This is a genomic window from Stenotrophomonas sp. 115C5, from assembly GCF_056861055.1.
This window is the reverse complement of sequence record NZ_JBSPUQ010000002.1, coordinates 226,667-252,843: the sequence shown is the minus strand read 5'-3', so window position 1 is coordinate 252,843 and position 26,177 is coordinate 226,667. Positions and strand designations below refer to the sequence as shown.

General features: G+C 62.3%; 24 protein-coding genes and 1 tRNA gene. 13 read left to right on the top strand and 12 right to left on the bottom strand.

What is annotated here, in order from left to right; all coding sequences use genetic code 11:
* Positions 1 to 165 precede the first annotated feature (165 nt).
* Positions 166 to 1,467 carry an aminotransferase class V-fold PLP-dependent enzyme gene (locus AC13FN_RS04555; protein ID WP_482984586.1) on the bottom strand — a complete coding sequence of 434 codons (1,302 nt, stop codon included), beginning with the start codon at positions 1,465 to 1,467 and terminating at the stop codon, positions 166 to 168.
* Positions 1,467 to 3,869, bottom strand: a complete 2,403-nt coding sequence (locus AC13FN_RS04550) for a TonB-dependent receptor plug domain-containing protein (protein WP_482984585.1) — start codon at positions 3,867 to 3,869, stop codon at positions 1,467 to 1,469. Before AC13FN_RS04550 ends, AC13FN_RS04555 begins: the two co-directional genes overlap by 1 nt.
* A 199-nt stretch (positions 3,870 to 4,068) precedes the next feature.
* On the opposite strand from AC13FN_RS04550, the gene AC13FN_RS04545 reads away from it, so the two are divergent.
* Genes AC13FN_RS04545 through AC13FN_RS04535 form a run of 3 tightly spaced genes read left to right on the top strand, consistent with a single transcriptional unit; the run spans position 4,069 to position 6,715 of the window.
* Positions 4,069 to 4,896 (top strand): AraC family transcriptional regulator, encoded by an 828-nt coding sequence (locus AC13FN_RS04545; protein WP_460134258.1) that lies wholly within the window; start codon positions 4,069 to 4,071, stop codon positions 4,894 to 4,896.
* 13 nt (positions 4,897 to 4,909) lie between these two features.
* The gene (locus AC13FN_RS04540; RefSeq protein WP_482984584.1) at positions 4,910 to 5,989 is read left to right on the top strand and encodes an alpha/beta hydrolase family protein; all 1,080 of its coding nucleotides are present in this window, start codon (positions 4,910 to 4,912) and stop codon (positions 5,987 to 5,989) included.
* Between the two features lie 54 nt (positions 5,990 to 6,043).
* Positions 6,044 to 6,715: a VOC family protein gene (locus tag AC13FN_RS04535; RefSeq protein ID WP_197578207.1), complete on the top strand. Its 672-nt coding sequence runs from the start codon at positions 6,044 to 6,046 to the stop codon at positions 6,713 to 6,715.
* Between the two features lies 1 nt (position 6,716).
* Here the strand turns inward: AC13FN_RS04535 and AC13FN_RS04530 are convergent, their stop codons facing one another.
* The 3 genes from AC13FN_RS04530 to AC13FN_RS04520 form a co-directional block, all read right to left on the bottom strand.
* Positions 6,717 to 8,120 (bottom strand): TPM domain-containing protein, encoded by a 1,404-nt coding sequence (locus AC13FN_RS04530; protein ID WP_482984583.1) that lies wholly within the window; start codon positions 8,118 to 8,120, stop codon positions 6,717 to 6,719.
* A gap of 2 nt (positions 8,121 to 8,122) precedes the next feature.
* Entirely contained in the window at positions 8,123 to 9,961 is a 1,839-nt protein-coding gene (locus tag AC13FN_RS04525) for a M3 family metallopeptidase (protein ID WP_049435758.1), read from the bottom strand.
* A 73-nt stretch (positions 9,962 to 10,034) separates the two neighbouring features.
* On the bottom strand, positions 10,035 to 10,562 hold the full coding sequence (locus AC13FN_RS04520) for a hypothetical protein (protein ID WP_482984582.1): 528 nt from the start codon (positions 10,560 to 10,562) through the stop codon (positions 10,035 to 10,037).
* An 82-nt stretch (positions 10,563 to 10,644) separates the two neighbouring features.
* Here AC13FN_RS04520 and AC13FN_RS04515 point away from each other — a divergent pair, with 82 nt between their 5' ends.
* Complete coding sequence (locus AC13FN_RS04515; protein WP_482984581.1) at positions 10,645 to 11,271, top strand: YiiX/YebB-like N1pC/P60 family cysteine hydrolase; 627 nt, start codon at positions 10,645 to 10,647, stop codon at positions 11,269 to 11,271.
* Positions 11,272 to 11,325: 54 nt separating this feature from the next.
* Here the strand turns inward: AC13FN_RS04515 and AC13FN_RS04510 are convergent, their stop codons facing one another.
* From AC13FN_RS04510 to ubiA, 3 genes are all read right to left on the bottom strand, one after another.
* Positions 11,326 to 11,484, bottom strand: coding sequence for a hypothetical protein (locus tag AC13FN_RS04510; RefSeq protein WP_162838410.1), 159 nt, complete (start codon positions 11,482 to 11,484; stop codon positions 11,326 to 11,328).
* Positions 11,485 to 11,757: 273 nt separating this feature from the next.
* The gene (locus AC13FN_RS04505) at positions 11,758 to 13,182 is read right to left on the bottom strand and encodes a short-chain fatty acid transporter (RefSeq protein ID WP_482984580.1); all 1,425 of its coding nucleotides are present in this window, start codon (positions 13,180 to 13,182) and stop codon (positions 11,758 to 11,760) included.
* Positions 13,183 to 13,369: 187 nt separating this feature from the next.
* On the bottom strand, positions 13,370 to 14,263 hold the full coding sequence (gene ubiA, locus AC13FN_RS04500; RefSeq protein WP_054172712.1) for a 4-hydroxybenzoate octaprenyltransferase: 894 nt from the start codon (positions 14,261 to 14,263) through the stop codon (positions 13,370 to 13,372).
* Positions 14,264 to 14,378: 115 nt separating this feature from the next.
* On the opposite strand from ubiA, the gene AC13FN_RS04495 reads away from it, so the two are divergent.
* The gene (locus tag AC13FN_RS04495; RefSeq protein WP_281055732.1) at positions 14,379 to 15,581 is read left to right on the top strand and encodes an alginate lyase family protein; all 1,203 of its coding nucleotides are present in this window, start codon (positions 14,379 to 14,381) and stop codon (positions 15,579 to 15,581) included.
* A 68-nt stretch (positions 15,582 to 15,649) separates the two neighbouring features.
* On the opposite strand, the gene AC13FN_RS04490 is transcribed toward AC13FN_RS04495, so the two are convergent.
* Positions 15,650 to 17,878, bottom strand: coding sequence for a polysaccharide biosynthesis tyrosine autokinase (locus tag AC13FN_RS04490; protein ID WP_053443664.1), 2,229 nt, complete (start codon positions 17,876 to 17,878; stop codon positions 15,650 to 15,652).
* 769 nt (positions 17,879 to 18,647) lie between these two features.
* On the opposite strand from AC13FN_RS04490, the gene AC13FN_RS04485 reads away from it, so the two are divergent.
* The gene (locus AC13FN_RS04485; protein WP_197643960.1) at positions 18,648 to 19,910 is read left to right on the top strand and encodes a lipopolysaccharide biosynthesis protein; all 1,263 of its coding nucleotides are present in this window, start codon (positions 18,648 to 18,650) and stop codon (positions 19,908 to 19,910) included.
* The gene (locus AC13FN_RS04480; RefSeq protein ID WP_100050590.1) at positions 19,903 to 21,225 is read left to right on the top strand and encodes a hypothetical protein; all 1,323 of its coding nucleotides are present in this window, start codon (positions 19,903 to 19,905) and stop codon (positions 21,223 to 21,225) included. The genes AC13FN_RS04485 and AC13FN_RS04480 overlap by 8 nt, the downstream gene beginning before the upstream one ends.
* On the opposite strand, the gene AC13FN_RS04475 is transcribed toward AC13FN_RS04480, so the two are convergent.
* Positions 21,197 to 21,574, bottom strand: a complete 378-nt coding sequence (locus tag AC13FN_RS04475) for a hypothetical protein (RefSeq protein WP_482984578.1) — start codon at positions 21,572 to 21,574, stop codon at positions 21,197 to 21,199. The two genes, AC13FN_RS04480 and AC13FN_RS04475, sit on opposite strands and share 29 nt — an antisense overlap.
* On the opposite strand from AC13FN_RS04475, the gene AC13FN_RS04470 reads away from it, so the two are divergent.
* The 6 genes from AC13FN_RS04470 to AC13FN_RS04445 all read left to right on the top strand — a co-directional run bounded on the left by AC13FN_RS04470 (position 21,566) and on the right by AC13FN_RS04445 (position 25,200).
* Entirely contained in the window at positions 21,566 to 21,826 is a 261-nt protein-coding gene (locus AC13FN_RS04470) for a hypothetical protein (RefSeq protein WP_197575406.1), read from the top strand. The genes AC13FN_RS04475 and AC13FN_RS04470 overlap by 9 nt on opposite strands.
* Entirely contained in the window at positions 21,823 to 22,800 is a 978-nt protein-coding gene (locus AC13FN_RS04465; RefSeq protein WP_482984577.1) for a glycosyltransferase family protein, read from the top strand. Before AC13FN_RS04470 ends, AC13FN_RS04465 begins: the two co-directional genes overlap by 4 nt.
* On the top strand, positions 22,793 to 23,248 hold the full coding sequence (locus tag AC13FN_RS04460; protein WP_053443668.1) for a glycosyltransferase family protein: 456 nt from the start codon (positions 22,793 to 22,795) through the stop codon (positions 23,246 to 23,248). Before AC13FN_RS04465 ends, AC13FN_RS04460 begins: the two co-directional genes overlap by 8 nt.
* Complete coding sequence (locus AC13FN_RS04455; RefSeq protein WP_053443669.1) at positions 23,245 to 23,730, top strand: glycosyltransferase; 486 nt, start codon at positions 23,245 to 23,247, stop codon at positions 23,728 to 23,730. Before AC13FN_RS04460 ends, AC13FN_RS04455 begins: the two co-directional genes overlap by 4 nt.
* Before the next feature lie 98 nt (positions 23,731 to 23,828).
* Positions 23,829 to 24,995, top strand: a complete 1,167-nt coding sequence (locus AC13FN_RS04450) for a nucleotide sugar dehydrogenase (protein WP_197643984.1) — start codon at positions 23,829 to 23,831, stop codon at positions 24,993 to 24,995.
* Between the two features lie 128 nt (positions 24,996 to 25,123).
* Positions 25,124 to 25,200 (top strand) — tRNA-Arg (locus AC13FN_RS04445).
* Positions 25,201 to 25,251: 51 nt separating this feature from the next.
* Here AC13FN_RS04445 and AC13FN_RS04440 read toward each other — a convergent pair.
* On the bottom strand, positions 25,252 to 25,713 hold the full coding sequence (locus AC13FN_RS04440; protein WP_049435771.1) for a hypothetical protein: 462 nt from the start codon (positions 25,711 to 25,713) through the stop codon (positions 25,252 to 25,254).
* Positions 25,710 to 26,129 (bottom strand): hypothetical protein, encoded by a 420-nt coding sequence (locus tag AC13FN_RS04435; protein WP_281055734.1) that lies wholly within the window; start codon positions 26,127 to 26,129, stop codon positions 25,710 to 25,712. Before AC13FN_RS04435 ends, AC13FN_RS04440 begins: the two co-directional genes overlap by 4 nt.
* Between the last annotated feature and the right edge of the window lie 48 nt (positions 26,130 to 26,177).

The window sequence follows — 26,177 nt, the reverse complement described above, 5'->3', positions numbered from 1 at the left end:
TTGGTTGGCAATGCCCGTGCACGCCACGCGTGGATGGAATGTGCCGACCAACGGTCGGCACCCACCAGGCTGGAGGAGGATCGGTAGTGCCGGCCGCTGGCCGGCGGAAGATTCCCCGGCACGGTTGGAATGTGCCAACCAAGGTTGGCACCTACCAAAGCAGGGTCAGGCCAGGGCGGAGAGCGCCTGCAACAGCGCATCCATCTGCTGCGGCCGGGTGAACACCGACGGCGTCACCCGCACGCAGGCGCCGGAGTCCAACCCGTCGCGATGCGTGGTGAACACGCGATGCTCGTCCAGCAGGCGCTTCTGCAGCGCCATGTTGTCTGCCACGCTGGTGCGCCCACGCAAACGGAAGCTGGCCAATGCGCTGGCCAGCGCCGGATCCGGCGAAGACAGCACTTCGATATGCGCCATCTGCCGTGCCGGCAGCGTCCAGCGCTCGCGCAGGTAGCGCAGGCGCGCCTGCTTGTTGGCCACGCCGATGCGCTGGTGCAGCGCGATCGCTTCCGGCAGTGCCAGGTAGGCGGCGAAGTTGACCGTGCCGGTGTGTACGCGGCTGCCCACGCGGCCGTCGTCGGTCTCGCCCATGTACGGGTCGAGGTCCGCAACGCGGCCCCTGCGCACATACATCGCGCCGACGCCGACCGGCGCGCCGATCCATTTGTGCAGATTGATGCCCACGAAGTCTGCCTTCAGCTGTGGCACCGCGTAGTCGATCTGGCCAAACCCATGCGCAGCATCGACGATCACATCGATACCGCGTGCGCGCGCACGCTCGGCGATCTCCGCCACCGGCAGCACCAGCCCGTGGCGATGGCTGACCTGAGTCAGCAGCACCAGTTTCAGGCGCGGCAACCGCGCGAATGCGGCCTCGTAGGCCTGCAGGATCTGCGCGTGGTCCGGCACCGCCGGCAGCGCGATACGCTCGACCTGCACGCCGCGACGCTGCTGCAGCCAGCGCATCGCGCCGATCATGCTGTCGTAGTCGATGTCGGCATACAGCACCTGGTCGCCGGGCAGCAGGCGGTTGTAGCCGCCAATCAACGCCAGCATCGCCTCGGTGGCACCCCGAGTCAGTGCGATCTCATCCGCACCCACACCCAGCAGTTCGGCTACCTGCCGCTGCACCGCCATGTACTGCGCCGGGAACTCACGACGACCGTACCAGGCGTTGCCACGGTTCACTTCAGCGGTGTGGCGCTGGTAGCTGGCCAGCGTCTCGCGGCCCATCGCGCCCCAGTAGCCGTTCTCCAGGTGGTTCACTTCATCGGTGATGTCGAAGTGGCTGGCCACGGCGGCCCAGTAGCCTTCATCGCGGGCCAGCACGTCCGGCGCCGCGGTCGTTGCGGGAATCTGCATGGGCGCAGCGTAACGCGCGGACGCCTTGGCCGGCAGTGAAGACAGGGCGGCTGCGGCGGGCAGCAGGGTGCCGGCACGCAACAGGGAGCGGCGGGCCGGGTCCATCAGAAGCTCAACCGGTACTGTGCGTACAGGTTGGCACCGTCGGTGTCATATGGTGCATTACGCGAGTAGATCAGGCCGCGGCTGGCCTGGAACACGGCCTCATCCGGGTAGCGATCCAGTACGTTGTCGGCGCCGACGCGAAGGCTGTGGTGTTCGTTGATGCGATAGCCCACCGCGAGGTCGAGGAAGCTCATCGCACCGAAGCGCTGGTAGATGTCGCCCACCGCATTGCCGCTGGAATCAGTCCAGGCACCGTAGTAGCGCATGCGCGCCATCAGCGACCAGGCGCTGACATCCCAGCTGCCGGTCAGGCTGCCCTTGTGCTCGGGCAGGCGGTCTTCGAACAGCACGCGCTGGGTCTCGTTGGTGGCCACCGAGGTGCTGCCGTTGTCCACGCGGGTGCGGTTGTAGTTGTAGGCCAGGGTCAACGTCATGCGGCCTGCGCCAAGATCGCGCAGGTAATTGCCGACCACGTCCACGCCGGTGGTGGTGGTATCGAAGTCGTTGGTGAAGTAGTTCACCGAGGTATAGCCCAGCGGGTTGGGAGTACCGGCCGGAATGGCGAAGCTGGCCGACTGGCTGAAGCGGTCGATGAGCTTGATCTGGTAGACGTCCACCGAACCGGACAGGCCCAGGTCGGTGCGCCAGGTCAGGCCCAGCGATGCGGTACGCGATTCCTCCGGCTTCAGCGGCCTGGCACCGAGCAGCTGCGCCAGTGGATCGTTCGGCGACAGGCGGCCACTGGTGAAGATCTGCAGGGTGCGCGTGTCCAGGCCCTGGGTGGTACTGGTGGTGTTGAGCTGCGCCGGCGTCGGCGCACGGAAGCCGGTGGACACGGTACCGCGCAGGGCCACGTCCGGCGTGATCGCGAAGCGCGCCGACAGCTTTCCGTCCAGCGTGCTGCCGAAGCTGGAGAAGTCCTCGTAGCGGCTGGCCGCACCGATGCTCCAGCGCTCGCCCAGCGGCACTTCCATATCCACGTAGGCCGCCTTGCTACGCTGGCTCCACTGCCCAGCCTGGCTGGCCGAGAAGCCCGGTGCGCCATTGGAGTTGGCCTCCAGGCCTGCGGCCGCGCCCGGGCCCACCGCGTACGAGGCCGGATCACCAGCGCGCACCTGGTAGGTCTCCTGGCGGAACTCGCCACCGAAGGCGACGTTGATCGGCTTGGACAGCGCGCCCACGTCCCACTCGTAGTTGAAGTCGGCGTTGGCGTTCTTCTCGGTCTGGGTCAGGCGGCCGAGCTCGAACGCGGTCGGGCTGGCCGGACCCAGCGAAGCATTGATCGAGTTCTTCAGGCTGTAGTCGATGGCATTGCGGCCGTACGAGGCGCTGACATCCCAGCGCAGCTTGGGCGTGATCTCACCGCGCAGGCCGCCGACCAGCTGCAGATCGTTCTGGACGTTGCCGTACTGCGGGCTGAAGCCCACCGGGTACAGCGAACGCAGGTTCCAGCCCGGGAAAATGGCGGTGGTGCGGTAGGCGCCGGTGGTGGTGTCCGGGTTGCGCCAGTTGAAATCGCTGACGCCATCGCTGTGGCTGTAAAGGCCGAACGCATACAGCTCCAGCGTCTCGCTGGCGTTGGCCTTGACGTTGAAGCCGACGCGGCGGCTCTCCAGTTCCGGTTGGCCCCAGCGCTGCACCGGGTTTGGCACATCCAGCTCCGGATGCGCAGCCTGGAAAGCAATGGCATCGGGGCGCTGGCGGGTGCGCGAGGTGGCATCGGAGTTGGACGATTCGGCGAACAGCACCAGGCTGCCATAGTCGCCCAGCGACCAGCCGGTGCGCGCACTGAAATCGCGCGAGGCACCGTCGCCCTGCGCGTACTGCGAATAGCCTGCGCTGATCTCGGTGCCCGGACCATCCTCGAGGATGATGTTGATGACACCGGCGATGGCGTCCGAGCCGTACTGCGCAGACGCACCATCACGCAGTACCTCGATGCGCTTGATTGCACTGGTCGGAATCTGCGCCAGGTCGGCGGCCTGCGCGCCACGGTTGCCGAGCAGCGCGCTGCGGTGGAAGCGACGACCGTTGACCAGCACCAGGGTCTGGTCCGGCGACAGGCCACGCAGGGTGGCCGGACGCACGAACACCTGCCCGTCGGCCATCGGCAGGCGCTGCACCACGAACGACGGCACCAGCTGCGCCAGCACGTCCTTCAGGTCGGTGGATTCAACGGACCTGATGTCTTCCTTGGTGAACACGTCTACCGGCGCCAGCGTTTCGAACTGGGTGCGGTTGAAGGCACGGGTACCGGTGACCACCATCGCATCGAGCTGGGTGGGCACGGCACGGCTACCGCCTGCGGCGTCGATCGCATCGGCCTCCGCTGCGATCGCGCCTCCTGCGCTGGCCATGGAAAGGGCAAGGAGGATGGAGCGCGAAAGCTTCGAACGATGCACAGCAGGACTCCGGGAGGACGCGACAGGGCCAGCACCTGTGCGGACACAACAGGCCTGGACAAGGCGCGCAGTCTCGGCCCGATGTGTGAAGGAGGCATGACGTCAGTACGACAGCTTGATGCCGCACAGGCGCAAGAACTGCTAAGCGCCGCGCCTGCCGATCCGCTACTGTGCCGGCATTGGATTCGGGGAAAGGCAGATGAGCGCGGCGGGCAAGGCGTTGTGGTACATCGAAACCCATGCGGACCGGCCATTGGCACTGGCCGATATCGCCGCTGCGGCGGGACTGTCACCCTTCCATCTTTCACGCCTGTTCCAGGCCCGCACCGGTACCTCGGTGGTGCGCTACCTGCGGGGACGGCGCCTGACCGCTGCCGCGCAACGATTGGCCAACGGTGCGGGCGACATCCTGCAGGTCGCGCTGGGGGCCGGCTATACCACCCATGCCGCGTTCACCCGCGCCTTCTGTGAACAGTTCGGGCAGACGCCCGAGCGGGTGCGCGAGCAGGGCACCGATGGACTGGCACTGGTGCAGGCGATCCGCGTGGACGATGCACCGGCGGCCTGCGGTGAGGCACCACGCCTGCTCGACCCCCCGGCGTTCCAGCTGGCCGGGATCGGCATGCGCCACACGCGCGACAGCGGCGGTGCGATTCCCGGGCAGTGGGCACAGCTCAATCGCGAATGGCCGGCGCCGGCCCCGATCAGTTTCGGTGTGTGCTGCAACAGTGATGACGACGGTGGCTTCGACTACGTCGCCGCGCTGCCGGTCAGTTCGCTGCGCAATGTGCCTGCGCACTGGCAGCGCGTGGGTGTACCCGCGCGGCGCTACCTGGTGGCCTGGCATGGTGGGCATATCTCGGCCATCCGCTCGACCTGGTTCTGGCTGCTGGATCATTATCTTCCTGCGTCCAACCTCAGCCTTGCCGATGCACCGGATCTGGAATGCTACGACGCCCGATTCGATGAGCACACCGGCAACGGCGGCGTGGAGATCTGGCTGCCAGTCGACGAACGTCCCAACTGACAAGGAACTGAAGATGCGCATGACGGTTGCTGTGCTGGGAATGATCCTCATGGTCTTCACTGTCGTGGCCGATGCCAGCGAGACGCAGGCAGCCGGCGAGCGCCACGGCGCCACCACGGTGGCCAGCGCGGCTGTACGCGATGCGCAGCACCACGACGCGCTGCGCTACACGGTCTGGTATCCAGCGCTGGCCGGCAGCCGGGAAACCGCCCTGACCATCGGCCCGCCCGACGCGCCGCTGTTCGACGTCGGACGTGCCGCGATGGAGGCTCCCGTCACAGGTGATCGCCTGCCAACACTGCTGCTCTCGCATGGCAACGGCGGCAGTGCGCGCATGATGGGCTGGCTGGGCACCGCGCTGGCGCGGGCCGGGTATCTGGTGATCGCGGTCGATCATCCAGGCAACAACGGCATTGACACGATGACCCTGCCCGGCAGCATCCTGAGCTGGTTGCGTGCGGATGACCTGCGCGCCGCCCTGGCGGCCGTGCGGGCCGATCCAGTGCTGGGCCCGCACGTCGATCCTGAACGCCTGGGTGTTGCCGGGTTCTCGGCCGGTGGCTACACGGCACTGCTGGCAGCCGGTGCACGACCGGACCTGCAGCGACTGCTGGCCTTCTGCACCGCACATCCGGATGACGGCGTCTGCCGGCCTCAACAGGAGGCCGCAACGCACTCAATGGAAGCGCGCGTTGCCGCTGCGGCCTCTCCCGCACTGGCGCCCTGGATCTCCCAGGCCAACGACGCGCGCGCGATTCCCGGCGTGCGGGCGGCATTCCTGCTGGCTCCGGCGATCATCCAGGCCTTCGCGCCCGAGCAGCTGTCCTCGTTGCGGCTGCCCGTGTCGATCGTGCTGGGTGAGGCTGACACGGTTGCGCCGCCACAGACCAATGGCGCGGCCGCCGGGGTCCTGATTCCGGGCGCGGAACTGCAGCGCTTGGCCGATGTGGGCCACTATGATTTCCTGGCCACGTGCACCGCGACCGGGCAGCAGCGGCTGCAGGACCTGTGCACTACGTCGGTGCCAAAGGCACAGACCCACGCGCAGGCAGTGGATGCAGCGATACGGTTCTTCGACCATTCACTGCGCTAGTGGCCGCCGGGCATGGCCTGGCGCTACAGTGGACGCGTCCACGGAGAACCGATCATGCGCCTGCTGCACCTCACTCTGCCGGTATCTGACGTGGGTGCCGTGGCCAGCTACTTCCACGATGTGCTGCAGCAGCGCGTGGTCGGCAATCATGTGCACATCGGCTGGAGCACGATTGAACTGCAGCCCGCTGAAGGACGTCCGCTCGGTGGTGTGCACCTGGCGTTCAACGTGCCGGACAACCGCTTCGGCGAGGCGATGACCTGGTTGCGCGAACGCACGCCACTGCAGCGCAATCCGGCGGGACTGGACTACTTCGCGCTGGAGAGCAGCTGGCAGTCGCAGTCGGTGTACTTCACCGGCCCCGATGGCTTGATCCTGGAACTGATCGGCCGCCGTCGCTTGCCGGCCAGTGCGCATCAGGGTGCCTTCCACGGCAGCGAACTGACCTGCCTGAGCGAAGTCGGCCTGCCCAGTCATGATGTTGATGCGGTGCGCGAGCAGTCCAGCCTGCGGTTCGGCCTGCAACCGATCAGCCCGCCTTCGCCGCAGTTCGCGCCGATGGGCGACGACGAGGGCCTGCTGATCGTGGTCGCTGCGGACCGGCGCTGGTTCCCCGAGCAGAAGGACCTGCCCAATGCACAAGGCCTGTTGCTGCAGGTCGGCGACGTGGCCGGCCCTGGCGTTGTGGAGGACGCTGCACTCGGCTGGCGGGTACAGGCGATCTGAGCTACCAGCTGCCGGACGCGCCGCCTCCGCCGCTGCGGCCACCGCCTCCGGACCAGCTGCTGGAGCTGCTCGACGACGAACTGCTGGATGACGAACTGGACGCGCTGCGTTCGCGGCGTGACGAAACCCGGCCACGTGCGCGCTCGCCCGGCAACATGGTGAACAACCCTACGAAGTACAGCAGCACGCCACACACACCTGACACAATCATCGCCAGCAGCCGTGGATCGTCACCTTCGGCACGATGGATCGCCAGCAACGCGCCCGCGGCATAACCGAGGGTCAACAGCACCAGCACCGTCATGCGCACGACGAAGCTGCTGCGATTCTTCTTCCAGCGTGCGCGACAGGCCTGCACCAGCAGGATCACCATCAGGGTGACAACACCCGCGGCGGCCTGCAGCAGCAGGTGCCGGGCCAGGCTCGGCGGCAGCTGGCCACGAAGCAGCGCCTGTACCAGCAAGACCATGCTGAGTACCAGCATGCCGCACAGGACGATGCGCACCCCGCGGCTGCGACGCCAGCACCAGCCGAGCAGGGCCGCCACCGGCACGCCCAGCACCATCACAAAGCACAGGCCCGGCAGCAGGTGGGGTGGCAGCAGCAACGCCACGGACAGCACCCCTGCGGCAACCACCGCTGTCAGCAGCATCGGACGCCCCCAGGCCGGCAAGGTCGGCCAGCTCGGCCTCGGTGCCGACGCATTGGCGGCCAGTGCCTTGCGCCGCCGCTCCCGACGGCTGCCGCTGAAATCGTCCTCGGTCTTCGCTGGCGGGAGGGGCGGCGGCGAGCGCCACAGCCCGGCCAGGAAGCCGGCCAGCAGGGTCAACGCCACCACCGAGTCTGCGCGGCGCCAGTCCGCAGGCAGCACATTGCTGGCCGACGGCGCTTCCCATGCAGGCAGGTCCTCGCCTTCGATCAGCGCCACCATGATCGTCGTGCCATCAAGCACGCCCTGGTCGAAATCACCCTCACGGAAGCGCGGCACGATCGCGTTGTCGATGATGCGAGCGGCGTACGCGTCCGGTAGCGCACCTTCCAGGCCATAGCCGGTCTGGATGCGTACGCGGCGGTCCTGCACCGCCACCAGCAACAGCACACCGTCGTCGACACCGGCGCGACCCAGCTGCCACTGATCGAACACCCGCTGTGCGTAGGCCTCGATGCCCTCGTTGCCCACGCTGGGTACCACCAGTACCTGCAGCTGCGCACCTTTCTGCACCTGCAGCTGCAGCGCCTGCCTGCGCAGGGTGGCGCGGGTTTCAGCGGACAGCGCGTTGGCAGTGTCCACCACGGGATCGTCCAGCGCCGGGACCGGGATTGCCGCCAGCGCCGCCATCGGCAGCAGGCACAGCAGCAACAACAGCCACCTCATGGCTGCAGTCCGCTGTCCTGCGCGCAGCATGCTCACGTACCCTGCCCTGCCTCGATCCGCGCATGCAGCGCCTGCAGCTGTGCCACCGCCTGGTTGAACACCTGCAGATCGGCATCCACCAGGGCCGCCCAGTCTGGCGCGTGCCCCAGCAGTTGCGCCACCTGCTCGTCCGGCGCGCGATCGAAGCCTTCGCCAAGCACGGCAAGATAACGCTCACGGAACCCGTCGGGGTCGCGCTGGTCCTGCACATACAGCTGCACGGCCAGCAGCCCCGCATACAGGTAGTTCACCAGATAGTTCGGGTCTTCATACATCAGGCGCTTGCCGATCCAGGTGTTGCGCAGCTGCGGGTAGCGCTCCGGTTGCTGGCCGAAGCGCGCCAGCACCTGCCCGGTCAGCGCGTCCAGATCATCGGCGGTGCCCAGCGTACCGGCGGCAACGCCCTGGTAGATCGACTGCTCCAGCTGCGCTTCCTCGGAGGAGGTGAACAGCTGCAGCACCATGTCGTCCAGCAGCGATTTCAGGTAATAGGCCTTGGCACGCGGGTCCTGTGCCTGCTGGTACAGCTGGTCGCGGAAGCGCAGCTCGTTGTAGATCGCGAACGCCTCGGTCAGCCACTGGCTGCCATTGCGCTGCAGCGGCGACGCATGACCGCGCTGCATCCACTCGCCATGCACGGCATGACCCGCTTCATGCGCGATTTCGACATCGCTTTCCAGATCGCCACGGCGCACGCCAACGAACAGCATTGCCGGCACACCGGGAGCGCTCACCGAGAACGCGTCCTGGCTGCGGTCACCGCGTTCGGTGGCCAGGTCCATGCGCTGGTTGGCTGGATCGAGCAGCGCGCGCAGTTCGGCGACGTACGCTGGCCCCAGATGCTGCATGGCATCGGCGGCGTTGTCGCGCAGCTGCGCCAGCGTCAGCACTGGTGGCGTGTAGCCGGCATCGGGCACGGTGGTATCCCAGATCTGCGGCGCGTCGATGCCCGATCGCGCAGCGTGGCGTAGCAGCATGTCCTGGTAGGCGCGGCGGTCCCCCGCGTGCTGCTCGATCGCCACCAGCGTTGCATTCACTACGGCGGTATCCAGACCCATGCGCTGGTAGCCGTGTGCCGGCGCCGAGCCATCGCCCTGCAGGCGTGCGGCCGCGTCATTCACCTGCACTAGCCCCAGCAGCACCGAAGCCATCGGCTCACGGCGCGAGTGCAGCCCCTGCCAGTAACCCTTCCAGCCTGCCTCGCGCAGGGCACGGTCGGGCTGCTGGGCCAGCGCCTGCTTGTCGCGCCCCGTGTCCCAGTGCCGGCCGCCGTGCTCGATCTGCGGGTACTCGGCGCTGCGCAGGATCTGCCCGCGCAGGCGCGCGAAGCTGTCCAGCGCCGGATCGGCCAGTGCCTCCACGGCCTCATCCAGCGCGGCGTTGGCCGGGGTGGCAGCTTCCTTCAGCGCGCGTGCGCGCAGGAAGCCATACGGTGCTGCCCACGCTGCATCTGCGGGTGCCTCGCGCAGTGCGGCGCGACCACTGCGAGCGATACGGCTGCACAGCCCCGCTGCCTGCTCCATCGCCTGTGCCGGGCGAAGATCGCGTGCGTTGCGGGCGGACTGCAGGTGCAGGTAGCCGAGATGACGCAGGCACTGCGCTTCCAGTACCTCGGCCTGCTGGAAGCGTTCCGCCGGTGCAAGGGCGGACGCCTGCTGCAGGGCCTCGACGCGCTTGCCCAAGGTGACACGCGCGGCCTGTTCGGCGGTGGTATTGGCGAAGTAGGCGCGGTCATCGGCATGCACCGACTGTGCCTGGGCGCCGCTGAAGGGAGCTATCGCCAATACGGCGACGACGGCGGCGGTGGTGGTGCGCTTCCTGAAAGCCTGCATCGGCGTCTCCCTGCCTGGACCAGGGATCGAGCCTAGCAGCCACTGGCCCGTCGCGCCTGTGCCGGATCAGGCTTCAGATCGACTCGTCCTCACGCTTGACCAGTGTCCAGCAAGGCGCCTGCGCGAAGGTATAGGTCTGCTGGTCGCTGCTGTCCGGCGTACGGATCTGCACCTGCCGCTGCCCATCGGCCAGGTGGCTGACCTGCATTTCACGGCCCTGCCCGGCCAACGCGGCAGGATCGGGCATCACCGGCCACTCGACATCGGCCAGCGCCAACCGGCTTTCCACCTTGCGCGGTTCCGGCTCGGCCTCCGCATCGATGTAGCTGTCCAGCAGCGGATCGGCAGTGGCCTTTTCCTGCAGCGTGATCTCGTTGCCGAAATGCTTCAGGAACGTATCGAATTCCGGGTAGGCGCATTCATTGCGGGCAGGGACCGGCGCGGACTCGACCGTTGCGGCGGTGGTTGCTGGCGCCGCGGGGGGAGCCGGCGTCGTGGCAGGCGCGGCGTCGGCGGGCATCGCCTGCGGCGCAGGCGTGCACCCCACCAAGCCGATGCCACACACGAGCATCAGCGGTGCAGCAGAAGGGTATCGACGCATGGGCTCATCCTGAATCCGGTCCGGTCGCTCCATGCTACCGCGCACCCTACAATTCCGACATTCCGCCTGTCCGAGAGTCCTCATGCATCGCCTCCTGCTCCTGATCGGCCTGCTGCTGCCCGCCCTGTGGCCGGCGGTGGCGTTGGCCGTCGATGTCCACGAAGGCGACCTGCTGTTCGTCACCGCCGGCCGCAGCGGCCTGAGTGCGGCCATCGACGATGCCACCGGCACGCAGGGCGCACCCAGCTTCGATCACGTCGCCCTGGTCGCTTCCACGCCGAAGGGCTGGGAGGTATTGCATGCGGACGAGAAAGGATCGCGCCGGCAATCGCTGGTCGAGTTCCGCCAGGAGGCGCGCGCCAAGCAGCGGCAGATCGTGGTCTATCGCCTGCGCGCGCCGCAGCAGGCGGCCATCAAGGATGCGGTCGCCACCGCGCGCACGATGCTGGGCAAGCCCTACAACATGTCGTATGTGTTGAACGAGGACAGCTATTACTGCTCGGACTTCATCGAGCGTGCGTTCCGTGCGCACCACGTGTTCGCATTGCAGCCGATGAACTTCCGCAACCCGCAGACCGGGCAGATCGCCCAGCACTGGGTCGATCTTTACCGCGGCATGGGCATGGACGTGCCGCAGGATCAGCCGGGCACCAATCCGAACGACATGTCGGCGGCGCCGGTGCTGCAGCGTATCGGCGTGCTGGAATAAGCAAAGCCCCGCACGGGGCGGGGCTTCGCCGGTCACGTTGCACGCGCAACGCGATCATTCTTCTTCGTCGTGGCCGCCCTGCTGCTGGTTCTGGTTGCGCTTCTGCTGTTCCTGCTGCTGTTGCTGCTGGTCGCGGCCACGACCCTGCTGCTGATCCTGCTGGTTCTGCTGGCCCTGCTGCTTCTGGTTCGGGTTCTGGTTCTGCTGTGCCATGTCCGATCTCCAAAGCCACACGCGGAATGCGGTGGACGTGGCCATCGTCTGCAGCGAATGGTTAATCACGCGTGGGTGGGCGGCTACATCTGTGTGTACGCCTGTGAATGAACGCGCAGAAGCCCTTGTGGCACAAGCGGCTGAAGGATTCATGCGGGTTCGGCATGTGCTCATGCCGACATCGGCGTTGCACGCATTCATGGCGCTCGCAGCCGGAAACACGCGCTGAACGAGGCTGGCTTCCCGGCTCACGCAGGGAAGCCAACGCTGCATTCAGGGCATCACCGGCGGCACGTACGCCAGGGTCATCCCCAGCAGCCACAACAGGCCCAGCACCAGCGGAATGTGCACCAGCAGCTGGATGAAGGTGAAGCCGACGATGTCGCGTGCCTTCAGCCCCAGCACGCCCAGCAGCGGCAGCATCCAGAACGGATTGATCAGGTTCGGCAGCGCTTCGGCCGCGTTGTAGACCTGCACCGCCCAGCCCAGGTGCGCCTTCAGTTCGTTGGCGGCCTGCATCACGTACGGCGCCTCGATGATCCACTTGCCACCACCGGAGGGCACGAAGAAGCCCAGCACGGCCGAATAGACGCCCATCACCAGCGCGAAGGTATCGGTGCTGGCCACGTGCACGAACAGGCTCGACAGCCGGTGCGCCAGCGTCTGCCCATCGCCACCGACAGCGTGGGTGAGGATCATCGCGATGCCACCGTACAGCGGGAACTGGATCAGTACGCCGGTGGTGCTGGGCACCGCCTTGGCCACCGCGTTGAGGAAGCTGCGCGGGCGCCAGTGCAGCAGCAGGCCCAGCGAAATGAACAGGAAGTTGTAGGTATTGAGGTTGGCGATGGCGGTGATCACCGGCTTGTTGGCGAACTCGTTGAACAGCCAACCGAACGCCAGCAACGAGAGCAGCACGGTCAGCAGCGGGCTGTATTCCAGCCACTCGCCCGGGCGCGTGCGTCGCTGCAGCGGCTCCGGCTCGGCCTGCGCGGCGCCGGGGAAGTCTTCAGCGGCGCGGGCACTGCCGGCGGCCGGTGCGGTCAGCCAGGCGATCAGCAGCGAAACCAGGATCAGCACTGAGGTCAGCGCGATCGACTGCCACAGGAAGATGGTTTCGGTGAACGGCAGCACGCCAGTGATTTCGACCAGCCCTGGCGGCATGCTGGCCGGGTTGGCCTGCAGCTGCGCGGCCGACGAGCTCAGGCCCATCGCCCACACCGCGCCCAGCCCCAGGTAGGCCGACGCACCGGCCGCGCGGTAGTCCATGCGCAGCTCCGTGCGGCGTGCCAGCGCACGCACCAGCAGGCCGCCGAACACCAGCGAGAACCCCCAGCTGAGCAGCGAGGCCAGCATGCTGACCAGGCCCACGTACACCACTGCACCGCGGCCGGTGCGCGGCACGCGGGCGAGGAAATCGATGAAGCGAGCGACCACCGGCGCGGTCGCCACGGCGTAGCCGCCGATGACCACGAAGGCCATCTGCATGGTGAAGGGAATCAGGCTCCAGAAGCCGTCGCCGAAGGCGCTGGCGGTGGCCTGCGGGGTCGAGCCGAAGCCCATCGCCGCCAGCGCGACGATGACCACGCCCAGCACCGCGAACACGTACGCATCGGGGAACCACTTTTCCGCCCAGGCGGCCGAGCGCAGCGCCGCGCGCGCCATCCAGCCGTCCTGTACTGCTGCCGTCGAGGCCATCGCCTACCCTCCCAGGTTCGATGGCCCGATTCTGGGCGGTGGGGTGCGGGCTGTCTGCCACCTATTGGTCGTAGGCGACGGGATACCCGGCGCTACGCACCGCCGCCCGAGCATGGGCTCGGGCGCTACGGATATCCGGTTTCGGGGTTGCCACCTGTAGAGCCGAGCCCACGCTCGGCTGCGCGTCTCAGCGCAGCGCCAGATCCACGGCGATGCCGGCAAACAGCGCGGCACCCACCCAGTTGTTGTGCAGGAACGCCTTGAAGCACGGGCCGCGCTCGCGGTTGCGGCAGATCCAGAATTCGTAGACCACCAGCACCGTGGCCGCAGCCACGCCGGCCAGGTAGTAGCCACCCAGCCCGCCACGCACGCCAACCAGCGCCATGGTGGCCAGGAACAGCGCGTACAGCACGCCCTGGATGACTAGGTCCAGGTCGCCGAACAGGATTGCAGTGGAGTGCGAGCCCATCTTCAGGTCGTCCTCGCGGTCGACCATGGCGTACCAGGTATCGTAGGCGGTGGACCACAGGATGTTGCCGGCATACAGCAGCCAGCCCAGCATCGGCACCTCGCCCTGCACGGCAGCGAACGCCATCGGGATGCCCCAGCCGAAGGACATGCCCAGGTAGACCTGCGGCAGGTGGGTGTAGCGCTTCAGGTACGGATAGCTGGCGGCCAGGAACACGCCGATGAAGCTCAGGCCGATGGTCAGCCCGTTCATGGTCAGCACCAGGCCGAACGCCACCAGCATCAACACCGCGAACAACGCCAGCGCAGCGCGGCCACTGATCGCACCGGTGGCCAGTGGGCGCGCTTTGGTGCGCTCCACGTGCGGGTCGAGCCAGCGGTCGGCGTAGTCGTTGATGACGCAGCCGGCCGAGCGGGTCAGCCACACACCGGCGGTGAACACGAACAGGGTCCACAGCGGCGGCAGGCCGCCTGCGGCCAGCCACAGCGCCCACCAGGTGGGCCACAGCAGCAGCAGCGTGCCGATCGGGCGATCGGCGCGCATCAGACTCCAGTAATGCCGCCAACGCGGCGTCGCCGGCGACTGCGGCGAAGTGAGGGGGGTATCAGCCATGGCGATAGGATACTCCTGTCCAGTGGCGTGCCGACGCAGAAACTGCTTACGATTGCCTTCGAGACAAAGATATCGATCAAGACAACCACAGGCTCAATCGTTAGGGGAAAACACGTTGACCGCCCAGCCCAAACCACCCTCATCATTCTTGAACGTTCGCTTTCTAGGCTTTGAGGCGGCTCTTGCCTTGATGATGACATTCAGGTGTGGCGCGTCAGATTTTGTTCACCCGGGAATTCTTGTCGATCGCCAATCAATTATCGACACACAGACTCTTCTAAAGCGGAATGACCTAGTTCGGACCCAAGCGATTGAGGTCATGAAAAATTCTCCACTGGCTAGACTTACTTACAAATCCCAGCCGCATGCGCAGGTATTGTGCGGCCCATACTCACGGCCCGACATTGGCTGCTCGGATGAAGTGCGCGATGCCCAAGCAGCGTACACCCATGCACTGCTGGGCGCCTACCTGAGTGATTCGCGTCACTTCATGGTCTCCGCAGAAATCATGGATTCCTGGTCTGAGACTCTCACCGGCGGCCATCTGGGAACCAATAGATCATTGCAGGCTTCATGGGCAGCTGAACTGTGGACGCGTTCGGCTGAAATCCTGAGATATACCAGTCGGGCCTGGCCAGAAGATAAAGCAAAGCTATTTGGAGAATGGCTGCTTGAGCAGTACCTGGGCGACATCGACGCGATGCCCGAATGCGTCAATGGCAATTGGTACGCGAGCGGCATTGAGGCTCGCATGAATATTGGCGTGTACACAAATCGGAGAGACGTCTATAACAGTGCTGTGATGGATTGGAAATCACAGTTCCCCGCGTACGTGTACATGAAGTCCGATGGCGCCAAGCCAAAACCCCAACCAAATTGCAACAAACCATCACCATCGAACTGGTTCAACCAGAAGCAGATGGCGTCTGGACTCGCACAGGAAACCTGCCGCGACCTGCCACACACTGCTTTTGGCTTGGCCGCATTTATAAATGCTGCAGAGACAAACAGGATCCAAGGCGGCACGCTGTATCAGGACTACGCCGATCGACTCCAACAAGCCATGGAGTTCCAGACGAGCGTGGCATTGGCTCCTACGCCACCCAAATGGCTCTGCAGCGGCCAGCTGAAGGGCTCACTGGCCGGCACTCTGGAAATCGGCTACGCGCAACTTCACGGCCGCATGAAGCGCCCGATGACAAATACGGGAAAGTGGCTTTCTTTGAATCGACCAAGCCGCGGCCAACTACACTTCATCTGGGAGACCGCGACGCACGGCATGGAAATCACCGGTGCAGCTGTCACTTCCACTCCCTGATTGGCAGACATCCAAGGGGCAGAGCTGCGAAGACGGGCAAGTCTTCGCAGCTCAAATATCAACATCCGCTATTCCTTACCATCCGACTGGTACTCGTAGTACCCGTAGCTGTAGTAGCCAGTTGCGCGCCTTTCCACTGCATTGAAGATCGCGCCCTTGATCTGAACGCCATTCTGCTCAAATCGCTGCAATGTCAGCTCGATCTCCTTGACTTGGTTCACACCAAATCGAGTGACCAGGAGGCTGGACCCGGCGTGCGCTGCCACCAACGCCGGATCAGTGACCGCTAGAACTGGAGGGGTATCTACAAGAATCAGATCGTAGCGGCTCGACATATCTTGAAGCAGCTGCGCGAACCGGGGATGCATCAACAACTCTGCCGGATTAGGCGGAACGTCTCCCCGCACCATGTAGTGCATATTGTCCAGGCCGGGAACTGGATGGATGACGTCATCTGCAGCCAACTTTCCACTGATCACATCCGACAGGCCGGACTGCGCTGGCACGCCCAGAATCTTGTGCAGCGTGCCCTTGCGCATATCAGCATCGATGACCAGGACACGCTGTCCAGCCTGCGCGATAACTGCAGCCAAATTGGTGGAGACGAAAGTCTTGCCCACGCCCGGGCGAGGGCCGGAGATCGCCAGTATGTTGTTCTTTGCCTCCAGCATTGCAAAATGCAGGCTGGTACGAAGGCTCCGCAGCGCTTCCACAGTTGGATCAGCGGGTGCCGTGAGAGCAAGAAGGTGCTGGCGACCATCCGCGATTACGCGCGTACCGTGTCTGCTCTTACGCAGCCTTGGCAGCGTAGTTGACACACTGAGAGGAATCGCGGCGTAGACAGGCAGTCCCAGAGCTTCAATATCCGCAGGATCTTCGATTCCTGGATTCAGCATACGCTGGAGCAGTGCTACACCGGCAGCCAGAAACGCACCAAGCAAGGTCGAAATGATAACAACCAGACCCTTGCGCGGGCGAACCGGATTCGCCGTATCGACCACAGCGGCGTCAACAATCCGAACATTGCCAACCGCACCAGCACGGGCGACATCCAATTGCTGAGCCTGGTTAAGCAATGCAGTGTAGAGCTCATTGCTGACCTGAAGATCACGGGTCAGACGGAGAAGCTCCTGCTGCGTGTTTGGAAGAGTACCTACTTCGCGCTGGAATCCAGATTTCCTAGACTCCAATTCGCCGATCTGCCGAAGCAGCGCACGATATGCTGGATGCTCACGGGTAAAGCTGCGATCCATTTCCGCCTGTCGCAACCGAAGCTGCTGGATGCTGGCCTCGACCGCAACTTCCTGTTCAAGCAAACCCTTGGTCTGCATCGTGATATCAACCGCGTTGGAACGGGATTGATATGCACTCATTGCAGCCTGTGCCTGCTCGACCTGCAGCCGAATGGTGGGCAACTGCTCCTTGACGAACTGCAGCTGCGAGGCAGCCTCCGCAGAACTGCGGTCCACGTTCTGCCTGACATAGGATTCGACAACACGCTGGACGACTGCCTGCGCGCGATCAGCATCCACGTCTTCATACGTCAACTGGAGAATCCCGGAATCCTTGCCGTCCTCGCTGGCCTGTAGATTCTCCCGGACCTCGCCCACTACATCCAAGCGACGCATTTTGGTGATACGGAAGTGCGTCCCAGGGTTTGCACGAAGAGCGGCAACGTCTATCTTCAGGTCCTTGACCTGAGCGGTCGTGCCTGCCTTTCCTTTCAGCAGCTCCGTACCATCTTCGTCCAGAAGACTAAAGCTGCCGGCCTCCTCCCCTGCAATCAGAGTCAATGCCGAGCCCACTTTCGACTGGGGAACAACAAGGCTTGAGACGCGAAGCTCTTCGCCGCCCCAGCCATATCGAGCAATGCCGAGCCAAGGACTAGAAACCTCATTGGGAAGCTCCGGACTGAACCGACGGGCCATGAAGCCACCGATGAGCGGGAAACGGTAGGGCTCCACGGTCACGTCCAGCTGCAGGTCATCCACGGCCGTGCCAACAACAGTCCTGGACGTCAGGAGCGCCACCTCCGTGGTAGAAGCAGTGCTCCCGCTTCCTCCAAGCGAAGCCAGATCGGCCAAGCCCGGGATGGTAGGAACCTTGGATTCGACCTGCACCATGGCCTGCGCCTGGAACACGGGGGGCGCAAGCAGCGCGTATGAAACACCCACAAGGAAGAAGAGCCCCGTAGTGCCGACGATCCACCACTTGCGATCAAGGAAGATGCCCGCAAGTTCGCGCAGATCAAAGTCGTCTTCCCTAGAAGAATTCCGCGATTCCATTTTGTTGTTCATTGCTTCCACTTAGGTTTTAAATCGACGTCAAAGCCCATCAATACGCGATACGCGCCGAGCGCTCCCGCCCACTATTGCAATCGAACCAGCGGCATACGACATCATGGCCCGCCTACCCCCTCCCCAAGGGGGGGAACTCCCGCGCTGTCCAGGGCCAATGCGGCATTGACCATGCTATTTTTTCAGGCTAGAACCTTACAGTGTACCTGATCTTGATGCAGACAGCCTGCCCGCCATGCGAACCGATACGCCATCGGCGCAGCACGCAGACAGCCCTGCCCGGCACCCTCCCAGACCGCCGCATGATCAGGAGGCCGAACGCCCGGAAATCCCTACCTGCTATGATGGGGCGTTAGGCCCTATGCACCGAACCGCCGGGCATCCAGAAGGCCTCTTGTTGGGCCAAAGACAGCAAAGAAGCTGCTTACGAGGACTCCTCATGTGCACGATGCACAAGAAGACCGGCCCGCAGTTCCAACAGCTACCGCAGACTACCTCAAGGACGAAGGACCGCTAATCGCGCAGCAAATTGATCAGGCCCAAGGCATAACAAGGCGCATCAGCATGCTCGCACCCACATCGACGTCGCAGGGGGAGCCTGGACGAGCGCCTTCTCGTCGACCTTCCGTGCAACTACAACCCCACGCCCATAGATGGCATTACGGCGGGCCAGACTGCATGCCCTGCCGCACAAGGCACAGGCACCGTACGGCGCCGGCCCCCTTAAGCACAGAAGAACAGCAACCGAAGAACTGGCGCAGCACTCTTGATGATTGACCTTATTCGCAACAAGCTCAAAGGCGGAAGCGGAAAAACTGCAAAGGCGGCGATAACGGTCGTTTTGGCTAATGTCGCACGTCTAGCGGCACAAGCTCTCTACTTTGTCGCATTTGCGAGATCCGTGGGCCCTGACACCTTTGCCCATTTTTCGGCCGCCATAGCGCTCTCGATCATCATGTCTCCATTTATTGGACTGGGCAGCGGTGCGCTGATCGTAAAACGGTGTTCGCGCGATCCAAGCACACTCTCTTCCTACTATGGAAGTGCACTTGCGTTCACGCTTGGCACGCTGTTCATCGCCAGCCCCGCTTATCTACTCATTTTAAATGGAAGCCTCGGACCGGGAGGGTGGGCAATTGCGGCAGCGGTGCTTCTCTCGGAGCTCCTTGCAACCAAACTGCAGGAGATCACGGTTCAGGCATTCCAGTCACAAAGCCGGATCAACGCCGTGGCAGGTGCCACAATCCTGACGTCCCTCTTCAGGATCGCGGCAGCTGCTCTTGGCTTCATGATTGCCGAAGACAGCCTTGGGATCTGGCTTTCGCTGTACATGGCGAGCGCAATCATCCCATGCGCGATCTACGTATCTGTATTCATAAAAAATTACGGCATCAAAAGACGCCTGCACACCGCTGAAATTCTCGACGGACTCAAGTTCTCACTTGGAATTTCGTCCCAGGGAATCTACAACGATGCAGACAAACTGATCATGCCAAGGCTCGCATCAGCCGACATATCTGGAAACTATGCTGCAGCCTATAAGATCGTCGACGTTGCCTTCTCGCCAGTTCGCGCTCTTCTGACGGTTACATATCCGGGCTTTTTTAAGGCCGGAGCCAATGGCATTTCCGAGTCTCTCGCCTATTCCAGAAAGTATCTCCCAGCCACAGTCGGCCTGGGACTGATCGGCAGCATGGGAATATTTGCGTGCTCCGGAATGGCAACATGGATACTTGGGCAGGATTATGAGCAGACGGCCACGATCCTGAAGTACCTTGCAGTAATTCCGCTGCTTCGATCATTCCACTTCCTCATGGCAGATGCAATGACGGGAGCCGACTACCAGGGAATTCGCAGCGTCATACAGATCATCGTCGCCGGCGCAAACATCGTCGGAAATATAATTCTGATTCCGCAACTAGGTTGGAAGGGTGCAGCGTTCGTTTCGATCGCCTGCGATACCGCGCTTTGCCTGTTGCTCTACGTAACGGCCGTTGGACTGCGCAATCGGGAGAGCAACGCCCATGGTTAAAACCTTCAGGAACGTCATTGCAGCAACTGCCCTTGCGGCAGGCTTTGCCGGCATACTCACACTCTTTTCCGCAGGCCAACAGGATACCGCCTCACTGGTCGGATCGATAGTAGGCTTGGTGCCTGTTTTCCTTCTTTCCTTCATCCTGTACCCAGCAGTAGTAGATGTAGCACGCAAGCCAGACGTTGCCTTCCTAGCGGCACTGGTGGCCTATTACGGCTTCGGAATTGTTTCCTTCACGACATATCGCGGATACATAAATCAATACATGTGGGCGGGCATTCTGCTGCTGGCAGTAGCCGCGTATCTAATAGGCCGCCAGATCGGACGCCGTACCAGCCAATTGCCAACCGACGCCCCAAGCTATCGCCTCAAGAGTTGGGCCTGCTACGGAATTATTATTGCCTCAACCGGCGCAGCCCTCTCGATTGTGGCAACGCACGGGCTGGTTCTGCTGAATCCGGAGGCTCGGTTCGGAGTATCTGCCAAGGCATCCTACCTGGTTGAACTTTCAATTCCCGTTGTGCTTTCAAAATTCTGCATCGACATGATCCGTCAACAGCGTTTCCGCTGGTCCATGCTCGGACTTCCGACTCTCGCATTGCTCATGTTGCTTTGCCTGGGCTATAGAAACCAGCCGATTCTACTTGTACTGGGAATCGGGCTGATTGTCCTGATGTCTTTGAAGGATGACGCGAAGGTCAAGCGCTTTCGCCTGGCGTTCGCTGCAATCGCGCCAGTTGCGATGTTTTCCTTTGGTCTTTCATATCTGATTCGAACCAACAACTCTATCGGTCGGACTCTGAGCTGGCAGGGGATGATTCGCGAGTTTGACGTCAAATTGCCAGAGTTCAGCCTGCCGTACATTCCACTCCATCTTGCCTCCAGAGAGGGCATGGGCGTTGCCGAGGCATCGATGGACAGGGCCGATGACATGAGCTCATATATCGAGCGGTCGTGGTTCTTCTTCTCTGACTTTCTGACGATGCTCCCAGGCTACTCGCTTACATCTGGGCGCATTCTTGGCATGGTCGTGAACGGCAGAGAAGACTCGTCGCTGACACCTTCAATCCTTGGGGGCTTGATGATCGGCTACGGATATATTGGCGTAGTGGTCTATTTCTTGCTGTCAGGCTGGCTGCTTGGAAAGCTCACAGCACGTTTCAACGTCACGCGCGATCCGAAAACACTGGCGTTGCTAACCATCTGCTTCCTTTACACCCTGGAGCTGATGAACCGCGGAATCTTCAAGCCCATGTACCTGATAGCACCACTCGTTACTGTTTTCATGTTCCGAAGAATTGAAAAAAAATAAATAGAGCCCGGCTCACAGCGACCCGAAAGGGAATTTTAAAACCTTGCAATGGAGGCAAAAATTGAGCGCCCGACTGACCATCAAGAAGCTTGCCGTCGAACTTGCAAATGTCGTGCTCAGCGCAGCCTTCTTTTTCCCTGCTCGACGATTTATTGCTTCCCTGGCTTTCGGCCCCATCGGAAGCGGGACGACCATTCATGGGTTCGTGAGATTCTTTGACCTCAGGAAGTGCCGCATCGGAAGCAACACAACTATCAACAGGTGGTGTTTCATTGATAATCGAGGCAGCGTGACGATAGGATCCAACGTGAACATCTCCCATGACTGCAGGATATACACCATGGGCCATGATATGAAGGATCCTCATGCACGGGTCTTCTGTAGCGAAGTCACCATTGGTGATGATGCATGGTTGTTTCCGGGAGTCCGAATCATGCCAGGGGCCAGCATCGGGCGCGGAGCAATTGTTTATCCTGGCAGCATCGTGACCAAGCCGGTGGAAGATTTTGCCATCGTCGCCGGCTCACCCGCGCGTAGAATTGGAAGCAGATCACCTGACATTCAGTACACCGCCTCATTCCCCGTGCATTTCTCGATATGAAAAAAAACAGCTCAATGATAGCCTGGGTCGGCTTCCAGCGTCGCGCAGAGACAATGAAGGCGCACTGGGGTTATGACATCGCATACTTCCCAAAAGTATTCAAAAGCCGAAAGCTCATGCTCTTTGACTATATGGCGCGGATACTCAAAACCATGCGACACCTGGTCCTTGGAGCGCCGAAAACAGTCTGGATTCAGGCTCCACCGAGCTTTCTTGTCTACTTGGCTGCTCTTTACAAGATTCTTCACGGAGAAAAAGTCAAAGTAGCAATCGACGTGCACAACAGCTATTTTCGACAGAAATGGCTCGCCTTCCCTGCCTTGAATTTCTGCATGTCGAAGGCGGATGCGGTGATTGTTCACAACGAACAAGTGCGCCATGAGTGTCAAGCGATTTTCCCGAATCTGCGCAACATCCTCGTACTCGAGGATCGCGCGGCCGATGAGGCCGTGCCAACTGGAAGAGAGGGTTTCAGCCGATCCGTTCTGTTCCCTTGCTCGTTTGACGAGGATGAACCGATAGAAGTTGTGCTTGAGGCTGCCAGGTTGACCCCGGATGTTGAATTCCATGTGACTGGGCGTTTTGATGGCAAGATTTCAAACGACACCGTTGCGATGGCACCAAGCAATGTAAGATTCACTGGATTCATGCCGCTGAAGGATTTCGACAACCTTCTGGCCAATTGCGGCGCGGTCCTTGGCCTTACTACCCGATCAAATGTCCAGCTCAGCGTTGCCAACGAGGCCATCAGCTTTCAGAAGGCCATGATTCTTTCCGACACACCGACACTTCGGGAACTTTTTCTTGGTGCAAAGTTCGTGGATACACTTGACGCACGATCGATATCAGAAGGAATCTTGGAGGTACTCTCTGATATCCGCGCATTTGAGGAGGCATCCAGGCGGGGCCTGCAGCTAAAGAATGAGCGATGGCGTTCCCAAGCGAGCGCACTTTCCGGAGTGCTCAATGGATAAGCGGGTACTGCTCATCTGTTCAGGCGGAGGCCACTTGGTGCAGATGCAGCGCATCGCCGTTGCGGCAAGGACCACTGGCACGCTGACTCTTGCCACGGTAGCTGCCGAGCAGGAATTGAAGGGCGACGTCTACGACGCCGTGGTGTCTCTTCCTGATTTCAATCGGCAATCCCCGTTCGCGGCACTCTTGGGGATCCCGAAGGTTTTCTTCAAGGTCCTTTTCCTTCGGCCGACGCACATCATATCCACCGGGGCGGCCCCTGGCATCATCGGGATTATTGCCGGTCGATTCGTTGGCGCTAGAACGCTGTGGATTGACAGTATAGCCAACACCCGAAGATTGTCGGTGTCGGGAAGAATTGCCCTTCGAGTATCTCATCAGGTGTTCACGCAATGGCCAAGCCTTGCTGATGACCACAAGGTGCTCTACTGCGGAAAAATAATATGATCCAGATCTTTGCTTCCGTGGGTACTCAAGCACCTTTCCCGAGGCTCATCGACTACGTTTCCCAGTGGCTTTCCGTGAACAGCGAAGCTGTTGGATATGCGCAATCTGGGCCGTCCTCGACTGCTCCATCTTTCGGCGGCGCAGCCATGATCAGCATGCCCGAGTTTTCTAGGAGGATTTCGGAGTGTGATGTGCTGGTTACGCATGCAGGAATGGGAAACATCATTCGTGCGCTTGAGGAAGGCGTACCTGCGGTGATCATCCCTCGGCAGCACAGGCTCGGCGAACACGTCAATGATCATCAGGTTGATACTGCCGCTGAATTTTCGATGGTTCCGGGTATTTTTGTATGCTCCTCCGCTGATGAATTTGAAGTAGCGATGAGGAAGGCGCTAGCCCACGACCGTGGTCCCGCAAAGGCGGGATCTTTGGAAAAAGAAAAGCTTCTTCAATCGATCAGGGACTTTCTTTCCGCTGGCTAGTTAATCCGACCAGGGAATCCGGATGAATTCTTGATCCTCAGCTTTCAATTTCTCTGAATGCGCAGTTCACCTGGCGCCATGGTATCTGGGAAACTCAATTGAAAATTTCCGTCGTCGGCACCGGCTACGTTGGCCTCTCCAATGCCGTTCTGCTTGCGCAGAATCACGAGGTAGTGGCGCTCGACATTGATGCGGGGCGCGTCCAGCTGCTCAACTCCCGCAAGGCTCCCATCGAAGATCGCGAGATCGAGGAGTATCTGGCGCAGCGGTCTCTGAATCTCCGGGCGACGCTCGATCCGCAGGATGCTTATGCCGGTGCCGCGTTCGTGATCATCGCCACGCCCACGGACTATGATCCGCAGAGCAACTATTTCAATACCGGGTCGGTGGAATCGGTTGTCCGCGATGTCGTGGCAATCAACCCTGATGCGGTGATGGTCATCAAGTCGACCATCCCGGTGGGCTGCACGGACGAGCTTCGCGAACGCTTCGGCACCCGCAACATCATCTTCTCACCCGAATTCCTGCGCGAAGGGAAGGCGCTGTACGACAACCTTCACCCCAGTCGCATCATCGTGGGTGAACGCTCCGAGCGTGCGGAAGCGTTTGCCGGGTTGCTTCAGGAAGGCGCGGTGAGCAAGAACGTACCTACGCTGTTCACCGATTCCACCGAGGCCGAGGCGATCAAGCTGTTCGCCAACACCTACCTCGCCATGCGCGTTGCCTATTTCAACGAACTGGACACCTACGCTGCGTCGCACGGGCTGGACACGCGCCAGATCATTGATGGCGTGAGCCTGGATCCGCGCATCGGCAGCCATTACAACAACCCTTCGTTCGGCTACGGCGGCTACTGCCTGCCGAAGGACACGAAGCAGCTGCTGGCCAACTACAGCGACGTGCCGCAGAACCTGATCCACGCCATCGTGGAAGCCAACCGCACCCGCAAGGATTTCATCGCCGAGGAGGTGATCCGGCGTTCGCCCAAGGTGGTCGGCATCTATCGTCTGGTCATGAAATCCGGCTCGGACAACTTCCGCGCCTCGGCCATCCAGGGCGTGATGAAGCGCATCAAGGCCAAGGGCATCGAGGTAGTCGTCCACGAGCCGGTCCTGCAGGCTCCGCTCTTCTATAACTCCCGGGTCAACAACGACTTGGAGCGCTTCAAGGCCGAGTGCGACGTGATCCTGGCCAATCGGCTGTCGCCTGAGATTACGGACGTTTCGGAGAAGGTCTATACCCGGGATCTGTTCGGAAACGACTGACACCAGGGCCTCTGACGACGAAGCCCCCTCCCCTGGCAGGCCACGCCCTAGCCGCCAGGGCAGATTTTTCCCGCGGAGTTCGCTAGAATCCCCGGCTACCACCGGGTAACCGGTAGTGGCAGTACAACGCGCCCGTAGCTCAGCCGGATAGAGTAGTGGCTTCCGAAGCCATTGGTCGGGGGTTCGAATCCCTCCGGGCGCGCCATCTTCCCCTGCTCGTACCCGTCACTCCGGGCCTCTCGCTTGCGCTTCCACGTCAACGCGGTTCAGGAGCGAACGGCTTCGAGCGATGTGCGCAACCTTGAAGATCGCGCACGACGATGGAAAGCGTCTGCCCTTTCTGCACGGCACCGGGCAGGAAGGCGCCCTTGCCGTCGTACAGGAAGGTTTCAATCTCACCACGTGTAACCACCAGGTCCGCAGCCGGCGGCTTGAGCTCTTCCAGAACAACACTGAAGGGACGCCAAGCCAGGCCGTGTTCGTCGCGGATATCGGTCGATACCGCGTGTGCATGCGCCTGCCGATCCACGCTGGCCAGTGGCAGCCGTAGTGCCTGCGATCCCTCCGTAGCGATCTGGAACCTGCCAAGGACCACGGCATCCACGGTTTCACTGCCGATGTAGGTGATCGTGGCCTCGGGACACTGCACCGCATCGGCCGGGTGCGATGCACACGCGGCCACGCTTGCGGTCAGGAGCAGAATGTTCGGCCGGATCATGGGCTGGCACCTGGCACATCGCTACCCCGCCCAGGGTCTGCAGCGGCGCACGCAGCGGTAGCGCCCGGCCTGCGCGCATAGCTGTAATCGGGATCGCGCCAGGCGCGCACGATCGGGCTTCGTGCGTGCCTGATCACGCCGGGGAACCAGGACAACGCGAACACCACGGCCCAGATCGCAGCCAGCCAGAGCCAACGGCCCGAGGCATAGGCCCAGATCATGGGCAACGCAGCCAGCATTACGATGACCTGCGTATACAGCAGATAGAGCGTGTGCAGACCCAAGCGGGGATCCGAGCGCAGCACCACGCCACACCCACGGCAAGTCACCCTCGCTTGGCGTTTCCATGCGGAACGCCGTGGAAACCGCTGCCCTGCTGCGCCGCAAAGTGGACAGGTGAAGGTCAGCAGGCGCATCAGGCAGCTCCTCTCTGTCGATTGACATCAACTGTCGGGCACGAAGCC